This window comes from Corynebacterium aurimucosum (assembly GCF_046895345.1).
Lineage (GTDB): Bacteria > Actinomycetota > Actinomycetes > Mycobacteriales > Mycobacteriaceae > Corynebacterium > Corynebacterium aurimucosum_G.
The window spans coordinates 1,537,721-1,551,068 of sequence record NZ_CP160096.1 but is presented as its reverse complement, the minus strand read 5'-3'; the positions used below and the strand labels follow the sequence as shown (position 1 = coordinate 1,551,068).

Genomic DNA, 13,348 nt, shown 5'->3' with positions numbered 1-13,348 from the left:
TTTCCTCCTAGGATAAGGTTGGGGTGTTATCTGAACTGGAATCACTACGGCTAATGACTGAGCCGGTGAAGAAATCGGGATTGCGTAAACGGGTAATCATCATGAGGATCAGGCCAAGCACTAGGATGCTGGCCCCTAAGATGAATACGATTCCGACGCCTCCGAGGGAAGAACCAGAGCCAAAGCTCGGGTCCATGGAGTCATAGGCGGTGATGAAAAACATGATGAGCAAGAAGCCACCGCCCAGCAGTGGGAATAGGAACTTGAAGAAGAAGTTTCGCACTGAAGTGAAGAGCTCTTTTCGGAAATACCACAGACAGGCTACTGCCGTGATTCCGTAATAGAAGCAAATCATGAGACCAAGAGCAGCAATTGTGTCCCACAGTGCATTCTCCGAGAGCACCCTTGTGATGGCGTAGAAAGTCCCCGAAACGACGGTTGCGACAATCGTTGCGACGGTTGGAGTCTGAAACCTTGGGCTGATTCGCGCCAATTGCGGGGGAAGAGCTTTGTAGTAGCTCATTGCAAGAATCGTACGGGCGGGACTAACAAGCGTGGACTGTAGGGAGGCAAACGAGCTAGCTAGAACCGAAATATAAATAAGGATGGCGAACGGGCCCATAATTGGGTAGGAAAGTACGGCAAAAATGGATTCCTGATTATCGGGGTTACCAGCGCCTAGTCCATTTTCACCGATTCCTGCCCACGCCATGACAGCTACCGCTGTAAGAACATACAAGATGATCGTGATGATGATAACGACAGTAGCCGCTCGTCCAGGAGTCTTTTCTGGGTTCTTGGTTTCTTCATTCATGGTTAGGGTGACATCCCAGCCCCAGAACATGAAGATGGATAGCGAGATGCCGGCTGCAACCACCGAGAAATCCTTCATCTCGAATGGGTTGAACCAACTGAATTGAATGGGAGTGAAGTCAAAGCCATCTCCGTTGTATGCCCGCCATAAAGCTGCAATGTCGAAGGAGAGAATCGCGATGATTTGAATTGCGACGAGGATGTATTGCATTTTCTGCGTTGTATCCATACCCCGATATGCAACCCAAGCTGCAGCAATCAAGAACACAAGGGTTGTTGGAATATTCACCCAGAGGTTCCGCGTGAGTTCAGCAAGCTCGGGCTTACCTGCAAGCTGTGCGATGAGCAGGTAAAAGAAGTCGACGGCTACGGCGGCAAGATTAGACAGAACCAGAATCGTAGCGGCGATAAGGCCCCAGCCACCCATCCAACCGACCCAGGGACCGAAAGCTTTTGTTGCCCATGTGAAGGTGGTACCGGAATCAGGAGCACGGTTGTTAAGCTCGCGGTAGGCAAAAGCAACAAGCAGCATTGGAATAAAGCCCAGAATGAGGACGGCTGGAACGAAGACACCCACCGCCGAAATAGCAGGTCCAATTCCCGAAGTTAGGGTATAGGTTGGTGCTAAGCAGCTGATGCCAATGACAACTGCGCCGAGCAAACCGACTTTACCGACTGCCAGGCCTTTGTCTGAAACTGCTGGTTGTTCGCTCATGAGCGTTCACCTCCTTTCAGCGTCATGTAGCCCGAAGGGACAACAATGGTTGGAACCGGCACATGCTTGAGGATTCGATTTGCGGTAGCGCCCAAGAAGAGCCGACCTTCACTGGCAATACGTGCTGAACCAAGCACAGCTACTTCGCCTTCTTTCCAGCTAAGGTTTTGTAGCGCTGACTGGACACTTGCTCCCGATGTGGTGATGCGCGACGCCCGGCCTTTGGAAACCGCGTCTTGGATCGCTTCGGAAAGCTGCTGCTCGAAAGTGACCCCGGAATCTTCTCCGGAAATCTTCAAAGTAATGATGCGCAAAGGGACTTCTCGACGGAATGCGCGGTCGAGCCCGATAGCAGCGACATCTGATCGTCCTTGTCGCGGGCCGACAAGCGCAGAAACGCCCGTTATCGGTCCGGGATATGAATAGCCTTGGGGAGCTAGCGCGACTGGGACTTGCGCTGTGTAAAGCAAAGAACTGGCTACTGTACCGATGCGGAATCGGTTCAAGAGTCCGCCTGAGCGTGCTCCGACGATAATAAGATCGCACTCAAGTTTTTGCGCAGCGTCATTCAAGGCGAGCGCGGGATCGGTTCCCTCCACAACGTGCCACGTCGCAGAGATATCAGAAGGAAGACTCTCTAGCGCGGCGGTGAGACGCTGTTGAGTTTGCTTTCGCACGATTGCGTTGTAGCCAGAGTCCTGAGTCTGCACGCCAAACCCTTGGGGGGTAATTGGTGGAACGACAGAGACTAGTTTTAGGGTGACTTGGCGCTCGCGTGCGAGAGCGATTCCCAAGTTGAGCGCATCGTGGCCATCACTGGTATCGATATAGGCGACGAGCAAGGAGCCGCTAGTTTTGCGGCGTGGAAAATCGGTGAGTGGATTCATTGACAGTCACCGCTTATCCCTGCCCAATGATCTGCTGCGCAACGGTTTCGCCGATACGTACCGCGCCGTCGACGTGCTGGTAACCTGCACCAGCGATGTCAGAGGAAGAGTAATAGATCGGCCCGGTTGGTTGGTTTTGGAGATGACCCCACCGCGATAATCCACCCAAATCGTAAGATGTTGCGTAAGCTCCGCGAGTCCATTCTTCAGCCGCCATATCGGAGAGGAAGAATGCGATGGGATTCTTTACCTTGTCACCAAGGTAAATGGACATTGCATCGAGGATTCGCTCCTTGCGTTCTTCAGCGGTGAGCGCCCACATCTCCTCGGCGTAAACATCAGAGACGAAGCCGACTAATGTGCCGAAGGTATCTTCCTTTCCTTCCTCCCCGCCTGCGAAGTTCTTTCCGTAATTTGTGTTGTCGTAGATTTCGGCAACAAGTCGATCTCCGCCGAATGCAGTACCGGACAATCCGTCCTCGCGCCAGAAGGGGGTTTCATAGACAGCATGAACTTTAATCACTAAGCCCATGGAAATGTGCTGGTGGGCAACATGTTGCTCGCGTGGTAGCGGTGGCACATAGGAAATGCGATTGTAGAGGTTGGGCGGAACCGCAAGGATTGCGTATTGAGCATGGACAGTTGCTCGGTCTGAGTAGGCGGTTACGGTGCCGGGGCCGCCGTTGTTGGTTACACCGTTGCGGACATCCGCTTCAACATTATTTGGGGCGTCTGCCGTCGAGGGATCTGGCGTAGCCCACTCGAGAGTACGTACAGGTGAGCTCAAGATGACGTCGTCACCGAGCTCCTCAGCCATCGCTATGGAGACGGACTGCATGCCGCCAACGACGCGCTTGTCAAGCAAGAAGTTTTCATCAACAAGGTTGTCGAATGAGCCGGCCGATGAAGCCATGAGGGCTGCTTGGAGCACGGAAAAAGTCCGAGAAGGCTTGGTGAGCATCCCTGAGGAAATATAGAGGGAGATGTTGTCGATTGCCTCGGAATCGTCGGAAAGGCTCTCCAGCCAGTCGCGGAACGATAGGCTGTCTAATTCCTTTGCGCGTGGGTGCTCCCAAGGGGAATCCGCGTCGACTTCTTCGGCTAGCTGATTAAGCTTACTAATGAGCCGCTCCATTTCGGCAGCAGTTTCCTTTGAGGTCGGGAACGTATCTCCTTCGAACTCGTGTCGCGTGCCATCCGGGGAAACATAAACCGACTTTCCTTCGCGGTAGCGGTCGAAGGTTTCGAGACCAAGCTCTTCTACGAGCTCAGTCAGTCGTGTTTGATCGGGCGAGATCCACTGACCGCCGATTTCGATGAAATGCTCGGTGCCCTGGGCATCAAGCACCTTGCCGCTCCATGTTCGGCCACCGACACGATTGCGCGCTTCGAGAACGCAGACTGACTTACCTGCCTTCTTTAGGGTGCGGGCAGCCATAAGCCCCGAAGCGCCGGCGCCGACGATTACAACATCAACTGTGCGCTCTTCGGCGCTGGTATTACCATTTGGTTGCGTGACCATTGGAGTTTTTCTCCTTCGCGTGCAGTAGGTATGCGGGGGAGGGAACCTTCGTATGAACGACGGTGCCCCGGCGTTAAATTAAACCCTTTAATTTAACGCTGTGACTACAGTAACAAACTTGCGGAGAGAATTGTAGGGATCACAGTGAAGAAAGTTTCGCGTCCCAAAGGGCGTCCGGTTAAAGCGCTGGTAAACCGGCAGAAAATTGCCTCAGCCGCATTGCACATTGTTGAGCGCAAAGGGCTTGAGGCTCTATCTATGTCAGCGGTGGCGAGATCTATGAAAGTGAGCACCGCAGCGCTCTACAATCACATTTCAAATAAGGAAGAGTTATTGGCGTTGGTGCAGGATGACATCATTGCCAAAGTTGATATCTCAGTGCTCCAAGGTGCGCTCGCAGGCGAGATTTCGGCAGTGGATGCGCTTCGACAATGGGCATGGTCTTATCGTGACATTCTGGCTGCCAACATCCCTCTAATTCGCGTTATTACCCAGCTTCCTCTTTATGGATCGCCACAAACGATTGCGATGTATGAAGCACTAGTTCAAGTGATTTCACTTGTTGGTGTACCTGAACGGGATGTCATTACGAGATTGGTTGCAATTGAGGCATTGGTTTTTGGCTCTGCCTATGACGTACATGCCCCCTTGAATATTTTTGCTTCACCGGGGCCCGAGGATAGTGCTTTAAATAAGATGAATTCGATTTACCTGGCGCAGTTTAGAGAACAATCATCTAACGAAAAAGAACAAGCTAGACTTCGTGCGGACAGGTCCTTTGAGGCGGGGCTGGAAGCGCTTATACAAACGCTCCTATAGACGCCGTGGCGTCTTGTTCAATGCAATCGTGCCAACGATCGCGTAGCCCTCCCCAGTGTGTCGTATGACCGGGGAGGGCAAATATAGGTACTCGAATCTGCCTGGTTTAGTTCTACCTGGGCTTTTTAAGGTCCGTGTCCTTCGACTTCGGGGCGTTCGGATCGATTGGGCGGCCGTCAGCGTCCAGATCGTTGAGCTCGGCCAGTTCGGTGAAGTCGGCCTGCGCGTCGGCGAAGCCTTCCTCTGGATCAATTTCATCGAAGTTGCGGATGGTGCCGTCGCGCTCGTCTTTGAACATGTCCTTGCCGTAGACGACGAGCACCATGATGATGCCGGCAGCGAAGCCCCAGGCGGCTCCCTGGGTAGCGAGAACGCCGGCGGTGACACCTGCGATGCCAAGATCCTTTTGGTTCTTGGATTCCATGATGCCGACGCGCACGGACACGAAGCCCTGGATGATGAGAGTCAGCGCCAGACCCACCGGCAGGATGGGCTCGACGAAAGAGGTAATAGGCAGCAGCAGAAGACCCACGTTGGTGCCCCAACGGAAGGAGCCCGCACCGCCGAAGATGGTGCGCATGGCGCGCTTGCCCTGCTTGTAGCGCTCGACGATGACCACGTGCATTGCCGCCCACAGCGGGCCACACATGGCGACGTCCGGTCCGATGATGGACATCAGCATGTTGCGGCCACCAAAAAGCAGGTGTGCGCGCGACGGGCTGTAGACCACGGCCTCGTCCGTGCGGACGTGGTCGGCTTCCTTGAGCACTGCGTTGGCCTGCAGGACGTCACCGAAGACGACGATGTAGGCAGCCAGCACCGTGGGGATGGCGGTAAGGAACATGTGCGCCGGCGGCAAACCAACGCCGAAGACGGTGTACTCAGACCACAGAGTGATGAAGTCCGGCTTGGAGAAACCCCACTCCACATCCGGCCACGGGGCCTCGCCCGCCAGCGGCGCGACAAAGACCGCGACGAAGATAGCGGGCAGGATGCCTAGCGAAGCCAGGAAGCGCCAGCCGGCGGCTTTCTGTCGCAGAGCTTGGAAGCCACGGGAGTACATGAGGAAGAAGGCCACGGCCACCGCGATGGTGATGGTAATGGGGAAGGAGTGGAAACGTCCGCCTTCCTGGAACACCGAGATGATGGCAGCGATACCAGCGCCAAGGACGATGCCGGAGCGCAAGCCAGAGGGAATGAGGCGGACGACCTTCGATGCCCATCCCGTTATGCCTAGCGTTAAGGAGAATATGCCCAGCATGAGCTGGAAGCTGATCAGCGCCCAGATGCGCTGCTCACCCTCCGGGAAGGTTTGGATGTAGACCGTCAGCAACGGAATCGCCGGGGTAATCCAGCCCGGAACAACCGGGTCGCCCAAGAGGTGGTGGGTGAGATAGAGAAGGCCGTTGAGCATAACGACGGCCAGTGCCGCTTCGTAGGGCATGCCGAGGGCCTCGGTCATCAAGGGGATAGCGCCCAGGTCGACCACGCACATGAACAGGCCTTGGGCGAAGTCCGGCCACTCCATGCGGTAATGCACGAAGGGGAGGCGGACATCGAAAGGCCCCATCTTCCAGTGGGGCGAAGCTTGACCGATGCCCTGGTCTTCAGGTTCGGTGGCTTCGGTGGTTTCGGCCATGACGGCCTCCTTTCAAAGAAAAGGGACCAAGCCCAGCGGGCGTGAAGCGCGCGGGGCTTGGTGAGGAAAGGCGAGAGATTCGTTGAGGTTTAGCCGAGCTCTGCCTAGTCGAACTCGATGATCTGGCGCAGGGCTACACCGTCGGAGAGGCGGTCCATGGCGGTGTTGATGTCCTCGAGCTTGATGTGGTCGGAGATGAGGGCCTCGGCGTTGAGCTTGCCCTCACGCCACAGCTGCTCGTACTTCGGGATGTCCTTCGACGGGACGGAGGAGCCCAGGTAGCAGCCGTGCACGCGGCGTGCCTCGGCGGTCATCACCAGTGGGTCGATGGTGATGGTGGAGCCCGGTGCCGGCAGGCCGACAGTAACGGTCAGGCCGCCCGGTGCGGTGACCTTGTAGGCGGTCTCCAGTGCCTTCGGGTGGCCAGCGGCCTCCACGACAGCGGTGAACTTCTTGCCAGACTCTTCGGCTTCCTGCGGGGTCATGGCGGAAGTAGCACCGATTTCGAGGGCCTTCTCGCACTTGTCCTTCTGCATGTCGATGCCCACGATCTCCTTCACGCCGAGTGCAGCGGCGGTGATGATCGCGGCCATGCCCACGCCGCCGAGACCAACGACAGCGATGCTGTCCTCCGGCTTTGGATCAATCTCGTTGAGCACGGCGCCGCCGCCGGTGAGGATGGCGCAGCCGAGGATGGCGGCGATGTCCGCCGGGACATCGGAGCCTACCGGTACGACGGAGAGCTCGGAGACCACGGCGTGGGTGGCGAAGCCGGAGACACCGAGGTGGTGCTGAACCGTCTCACCGTTGCGGGTGAGGTGGCGGGTGCCGCGGATGAGGCTGCCTTCATTGTTGGTCTTGGAGCCAACCTCACACGGCATCTTGCCGTCGGTTTTGCAGCCGGCACACTCGCCGCAGCGCGGCAGGAAGGTCATGACCACGTGGTCGCCGACCTTGACGTTGCTAACTCCCGGGCCGATCTCTTCGACGATGCCAGCGGACTCGTGGCCCAGCAGCATCGGCAGCGGGCGGGGGCGGTTGTTGTTGACCACGGAGAGGTCGGAGTGGCAGAGGCCAGCGGCGGTGATCTTGACCAGAATCTCGCCCTCGCCGGGAGCGCTGAGCTCGAGCTCGCTCACGGTGATGGGCTGAGAGTCGGCGTAGGGGCGCTCATCGCCGGAGCGCTCCAGGACAGCGCCGCGAATGGTAATCGTGTCAGACATTGATACCTCCAGACGTCGGATGGGGTTAATGCATCGCAATGTACGCCATGTCACGTGGGGGAGGGCGGGATCTGTATGGGAAAAACTACACCGGGCCGTTATATGGATGGGGAATTCTCTACCTGCTGAGTGTGTGGGCTCGCAGGGCCACAAAGACATCGAGCCCGCGCTGGCCGACGGCCCACTCATCACCCATGAGCTCAGCGATCCGGTCGAGGCGCTGGCGCACCGTATTGGGGTGGATAAACATGGCGCGAGCTGTTTGCGGGATGCTGTGGCCGGAGAGCAAGTAGTGGTGCGCGGTATCGGTCAGCTCCGTGGAATGCTCCGCGTCATAACGCACCAACGGGCCGATCGTGTGCGTGGACAGCGCGCTCAATGCCTGCGGGTCCGCGCCCAAGATGAGGCCGACAGTGCCCAAGGTATCTTCGGTGACTAAGCGGCCTTGTACGCCGAGCGCCAAAGCTGACTCCAAGTAGGCCATAGCGGAATCGTGGGCGCTGCGTGCCGAATCCAACCCATCGAAGCCGATGGCAGAAACCGTCAAGTCAGGAAACTCAGACAGCAGCGGGGCAAGTGCCTTATCAATTGCTCGATCCGGCTGGTACAGCACGCACACGTGTTGGTCATGGTGTGTGATAGCGGCATTTCCCGGCACGAGGTGCTCGAGCTGCGGGCGGGTCGGCAGGCTCTTAGCCGAGTGCAAGCCAAGGAAATACAGCTGCGCTGAAGAGTTCAAACTAATCCCTGTGAGGTGGCGCAGGCGGGCAATCTCTTCGCGCCCAGCATTACCCAGAGCCACGGCGTAGACGAGGTCATCGACTTTGCGCGCGGTGGCGTCGACAAGCGCTTCGGCAAAAAGAGCAATCGCAGTAAAGGCAGCGGAGGCGTGGCTGATGACGCGCAGTTCGGCATCGCTGAGCTCTTTGTCCACGCCAATCGTGCCCAGCGCCCGCCCGTTGAACTCCACGGGGAAGGTACTGGTTGGGGGAGTGGCTGGGGCACCTTCCGTGGTCCATAGTGCCACCGGTGCATCGAGGCTTTCAGCCAATACGCGTTCGAGTTCCTCAAAACTCGCGTTGTTCATGAGTACGTGGAGCAGCTGCGTGTTGACCTCATTGAGCCACTGCAGTTCTTCGACATGGCGGCTGAGCGCAATCTGGGAGCGGGTCAGCTCCGCGACGGACTCGCCTTGGCTCTCAATGACTTGCGCGTTCTCCAGCGCCACGGAGGTGATAGAGCCAAGCACCTCGAGGGCCGCGATTTCTTCGTGCGTGTAGTGGCGGGGGTGGCGGTCGCCCACCAGCAGCGCGCCAATCGTGCGACCGGCGATGCGGATCGGGGCGCCGAGGATTCCGCGGATTCCTTCGGCTTCTACCGCGCGGTCCACGTAATCCACGTGCGTGACGTTGGGATCTGCGGAATGGTCATAGGTCCACGCTGGGCGGTTGGTGGCGGCCACGATGCCGAGGACTCCGGAGCCCATCGGCATGTTGATGGTGCGGAATTCCTCCGTCACGACACCGCTGGTGGCCAACACCTTGGTAAAGCCGGTGTCCTCATCGTTGAGGCTGAGATAGCCCACGTCGGTGCCGATGGTGGAGCGCGCGTGGCGCACGATGGCCCGGAAAATATCAGTGGATTCGCGGCCCGAGTTGAGCATGTGGGACACATCGAGCAGTTTGGTCGACATCACCCGCCACGTGTGGTTGGCGCGCATGGTTTCCTCGATGGCCCGAAGAGCGCTGAGCTCCTCGGCAGCCAGTTTCTCTCGCAGCTCGTCGGGGACGCGGGTGCCGCTGGCGAGGTGGGAGAGGACGGGTCCGAGGAGAGACATGGCCTTAGCTTATTAGACCTTCTTCTTGGTGCGCGGGATGGGCTTGCCGGTAATGAGCGCGTGGAGCTTGCCATCACCGATCTGCATATCCTCGGGTAGGTCGTCGGAATCGACTTCGGTCATGATCTCCTCGATGAAGTCAGACTCCGGGATGGAGGAGTTGCGGGCGATGGCCACGAGTTCACGCATCTCCTCATCGGAGAGGTGGTTGTCATTCTCAAAGCGCTTCTTGAGGAGCTCGCGTGCGCGGCGGCGCAGGTCCGCCTCGGACTGCAGTTCCCCGCGGTTCTTCAACCAGGCGAAGCCGATGATGAACATGATGGCGATGCCCATGTAGCCCAGAATCGGGTAGACCCAACCGATGAGGTTGGAGAAGCCGACGAAGGAGAGGACAAAGCCGATGAGCACGGAAATGACATAAACCTTGTAGAAGTGCTGCGGCTTGCCGCGGGTCAGGCGCTTGGCAAAGGCATAGAACATACCAATCGCGGTGTTATAAATCATGCCGTAGATGGCAACGGACATGGCGATACCAAGCCATGGGTGGATCTGCTCAATCATGGCCAGCGTTGGCATTTCAGCCTCGGTGATCGGTCCCACGGAGACGTAGAGGCCGCCGACCAGGACCGCCAGCAGGAAGAGGAAGCATACGCCTCCGAGAATGCCGCCGTAGCCCACCTCCTTGGCATCGAGGAAGTTACCGCCGATGACGATCATCATGGAGACCACCACGATGACGTTCAGCCCCAGGTTATTGATGGCGGAGACCCACCAGTTGGGCAGCGTCGTCGGCAGCTGCTGTGCTTGCTCGTTGAGGTGCGACCAATCGGGGTTGGCCGTGAGCACGGTGTAGACGGTGCCGATGGTCAGCAGAATGATGATGAACGGGGTGATGACTCCAATGGCGATGGTCACCTTGTCCACATCGAGCAGGCCGGTTAGCAGGGTGAGCACGAGCATGAGGACCGCGCCGATCCATACCGGCCAGCCCCACTGCTGGTTAAGGTTGGCGCCGGCACCGGCAAACATGGCGAAGCCGATGCAGAAGAGACAGGTCAGCGTGGCGAAGTCGAGGATCTTCGACACGATGGGGGTGGACACCGCGTTGAACACGGAAGTGTGCTCCTTGGCACGGTGATAAGAACCTAGTTGGAGAATAGTGATACCGGAGATGGTCATGGCCAGTGCAGTAACGATGGCGCCGACGATGCCCATGTTTCCGAAGGCAACGAAGTATTGGAGGGCCTCGCGGCCGGACGCGAAGGAGGCACCCGCGAGCACGCCGATGAAGGCCATCGCGATGCCGAATGAGCGTTTAAGCATGGTGAACCTAACTTTAGGTGGATAGAAATCTCTACTTATGCAAACGGGGCAGGCTGCCTTTGAAGGTGCCTGCCCCGTGCGTGATGGAGCGGAAGCTTCTAGTTCGCTGCCGCCTTGATGAACTCGGCGATGCCAGCGAGCTCCTCCTCGCCACGGTCAATGACCGCAGCTGAGGTAAACAGCCCGTGGTGGTAGCCCAGAAGGTGCTTGTGCGTGACGTCGACGCCCGCCTTCGCCAGCTTGCCGGCGTACTCGATGCCCTCGTCCGCCAGCGGATCGTTATCCACCGTGATGACGAGCGACGGGGGCAGACCCTCCGGGAGCTCTTCTAGCAACAGCGGGGAGAGATCCGTCGCCGTGCGCTGCGATTCCTCCGTGACGAAGGTATCGATGAACCAGCGCATGGTGTCCGAAGCCAGCGGGAAGCCCTCCTCCAAGCGCTTGTAGGAGTCGCCGTTCTCGGTGCGCTCGCGGGAGCAATCCGTGATCGGGTAGAGCAGGATCTGGGAGCTGAGCTTGGCGACGTCTTCTTCGCCCACAAACTCGTTCGCCAGGGTGGCGGCGAGCTGGCCGCCGGCCGAGTCACCCGCTACCGCGATGGAGGTCACGGTCAGGCCGTGCTCGGCCTCAGAGCTGGACAGCCAGCGGTAGGCGGCGCGGCAATCGTCGATAGCCGCCGGGTAGGTGTGCTCCGGGGCAAGGCGGTAGTCCACCGCAACGACCGGGAGGCCGGTCAGCACAGCGATACGGCGTACCGAGGAGTGGTGGGTCTCCAGGTTGCCCATGAGCCATCCACCGCCGTGCATGTAGAGCACCGCTGGGGTCTCCTGGCCGCGCTCCGCCTCCGGGCGGGGGTCGTAGAGGCGAACTTGGAACTGGTCGACCTGGAAATCCGTGGTCGCGGGTTCCTTCTCCTCATGGAGCGGGTTGGCGTGGGCCGAGGCTACGTAGTTCTCACGCACCTGCGGGATGGGGAAGTTATGGAAGGACTTCGCCCCACCATCGCGGAAAGGTTTCAGCGCCTTCCACGCATCCTCAGCGACGGGACGCCCGGAAAATTCGTCGTGCAGAGTGTGCATTGTGAACTACCTCCTAGACCAGTTCGTAGTCGTTGAGCTCGAGCTTGTCAGTGAGCTCGTAGTACTCAGCAACGTTGCCGGACCAGTTGTTGATGACGCGGCCTTCCTCGTTCTTGTACCAGGAGGAGCAGTCAGCGGAGAAGGCGGAAGCCTCGAGCTCCTTCTGGATCTTGGTGTTGAACTCGTCGATGACGTCCTTCTTCACGTCGAGGGCTGCCTCTGGGTTCTCGCGCAGATAAGCAACGGCCTGGGAGATGTAGCGGTCCTGTGCCTCGAGCATGGCCACCACGGAGTGGTGGTTGAGGTTGGTGTTCGGGCCATAGAGCATGAAGAAGTTCGGGAAGCCGTCCACGGTCATGCCCAGGTAAGCCTCCGGGGAGTTACCCCAGCGCTCGCGCAGGTCGATGCCATCGCGGCCGGCAATCGGCAGATCACCCTGGAACTCCTGGGAGTGGAAGCCGGTGGCGTAGATGACCACGTCGAAGTCGTGCTCTGCTCCGTCATCGGTGCGGATGCCGGTCTCGGTGAACTTCTCGATACCAGCGGTGATGAGCTCTACGTTGTCACGGTTGAAGGTGGGGTAGAAGTCATCGGAGCGCAGAATGCGCTTGCAGCCGAAGGCGAAGGTCGGGGTGAGCTTCTCCACCAGCTCCGGGTCGTTGACCTGGGAGCGCAGGTGCTCCATGGCCTGCTCGACACCCTCGGCAGCGGAATCGGTGCCCTTGCGGGTGCGGTCGAAGCCCTCCTCGCGGACCTCGTGGATCTCCTGGCGGATGGCGCGGTAGGAATCCGGGTTCTCCTGGAACTCCTTAAGCTCCTCGTCGGTGAAGATGACCTGGTTGCGCGGCAGGATGTAGTTAGCGGAGCGCTGGAACACGGAGAGCTTCTCCGCCACCTTTGCTACCTCCGGAACCAGCTGAACAGCGGAAGCTGCGTTTCCGATGACGGCGACCTTCTTGCCAGCCAGGTCAACGTCGTGGTTCCACTCAGCGGAGTGGAACTGCACGCCCTGGAATGCCTCGCGGTTCGGGAAGTTCGGAACCTTCGGCTTGGAGAGCTGGCCCCACGCACCGACGAAGACGCGGCCGTAGTAGGTCTCACCGTTGGCCTCGATCTCCCATGCCTTGAGGTCTTCCTTCCACTCGGCGTTGGTGATGCGGTGGTTGAACTTGATGTGGTCGTAGAGGTTGAATTCCTCGGCAAGAGCCTTGAGGTAGCCCTGCATCTCGTCCTGACCGGCGAACATGCGGGAGACGCCGAGGTTGAGGAAGTAGGAGTAGCAGTAGATCAGAGCCTGGGTATCGCAGGCAGCGCCCGGGTAGGTGTTGTCGCGCCAGACACCGCCGACCTCGTCGGCGGCTTCGAGGATGAGGAAGTCCTTCTGCTCGTCGCGGACCAGCTGGGCGCCCATGCCCAGTCCGCCATAGCCGGTGCCGAGGATGATGCAATCGTAAATCTTCATAGTCTTGTGTCTCCTTTTTAAGACGTTGG

The 13,348-nt window shown here is 58.6% G+C and carries 10 protein-coding genes; 1 reads left to right on the top strand and 9 read right to left on the bottom strand.

The features are described from left to right. Positions 1 to 7: 7 nt before the first annotated feature. The 3 genes from ABZS45_RS07410 to ABZS45_RS07400 are packed head-to-tail and all read right to left on the bottom strand — an operon-like array spanning position 8 to position 3,937. Positions 8 to 1,528, bottom strand: coding sequence for an APC family permease (locus tag ABZS45_RS07410; protein WP_412099274.1), 1,521 nt, complete (start codon positions 1,526 to 1,528; stop codon positions 8 to 10). Beyond that, positions 1,525 to 2,415 carry a universal stress protein gene (locus ABZS45_RS07405; protein WP_412099273.1) on the bottom strand — a complete coding sequence of 297 codons (891 nt, stop codon included), beginning with the start codon at positions 2,413 to 2,415 and terminating at the stop codon, positions 1,525 to 1,527. The genes ABZS45_RS07410 and ABZS45_RS07405 overlap by 4 nt, the downstream gene beginning before the upstream one ends. Positions 2,416 to 2,428: 13 nt before the next feature. Beyond that, entirely contained in the window at positions 2,429 to 3,937 is a 1,509-nt protein-coding gene (locus ABZS45_RS07400; RefSeq protein WP_412099272.1) for a flavin monoamine oxidase family protein, read from the bottom strand. 144 nt (positions 3,938 to 4,081) lie between these two features. On the opposite strand from ABZS45_RS07400, the gene ABZS45_RS07395 reads away from it, so the two are divergent. Continuing rightward, the gene (locus tag ABZS45_RS07395; protein WP_412099271.1) at positions 4,082 to 4,756 is read left to right on the top strand and encodes a TetR/AcrR family transcriptional regulator; all 675 of its coding nucleotides are present in this window, start codon (positions 4,082 to 4,084) and stop codon (positions 4,754 to 4,756) included. Between the two features lie 112 nt (positions 4,757 to 4,868). On the opposite strand, the gene ABZS45_RS07390 is transcribed toward ABZS45_RS07395, so the two are convergent. The 6 genes from ABZS45_RS07390 to ABZS45_RS07365 all read right to left on the bottom strand — a co-directional run bounded on the left by ABZS45_RS07390 (position 4,869) and on the right by ABZS45_RS07365 (position 13,319). Then, positions 4,869 to 6,395, bottom strand: a complete 1,527-nt coding sequence (locus tag ABZS45_RS07390) for a hypothetical protein (RefSeq protein WP_412099270.1) — start codon at positions 6,393 to 6,395, stop codon at positions 4,869 to 4,871. A gap of 104 nt (positions 6,396 to 6,499) precedes the next feature. Beyond that, positions 6,500 to 7,618 (bottom strand): alcohol dehydrogenase catalytic domain-containing protein, encoded by a 1,119-nt coding sequence (locus tag ABZS45_RS07385; protein WP_412099269.1) that lies wholly within the window; start codon positions 7,616 to 7,618, stop codon positions 6,500 to 6,502. A gap of 118 nt (positions 7,619 to 7,736) precedes the next feature. Next, positions 7,737 to 9,455, bottom strand: coding sequence for a helix-turn-helix domain-containing protein (locus ABZS45_RS07380; protein ID WP_412099268.1), 1,719 nt, complete (start codon positions 9,453 to 9,455; stop codon positions 7,737 to 7,739). A gap of 12 nt (positions 9,456 to 9,467) precedes the next feature. Beyond that, a complete protein-coding gene (locus tag ABZS45_RS07375) occupies positions 9,468 to 10,778 on the bottom strand; it encodes a hypothetical protein (protein WP_412099267.1) in 1,311 nt (436 codons plus the stop codon). 98 nt (positions 10,779 to 10,876) lie between these two features. Beyond that, positions 10,877 to 11,857, bottom strand: coding sequence for an alpha/beta hydrolase (locus tag ABZS45_RS07370; protein ID WP_412099266.1), 981 nt, complete (start codon positions 11,855 to 11,857; stop codon positions 10,877 to 10,879). A gap of 13 nt (positions 11,858 to 11,870) precedes the next feature. After that, positions 11,871 to 13,319 (bottom strand): flavin-containing monooxygenase, encoded by a 1,449-nt coding sequence (locus tag ABZS45_RS07365; RefSeq protein WP_412099265.1) that lies wholly within the window; start codon positions 13,317 to 13,319, stop codon positions 11,871 to 11,873. Positions 13,320 to 13,348 lie beyond the last annotated feature (29 nt).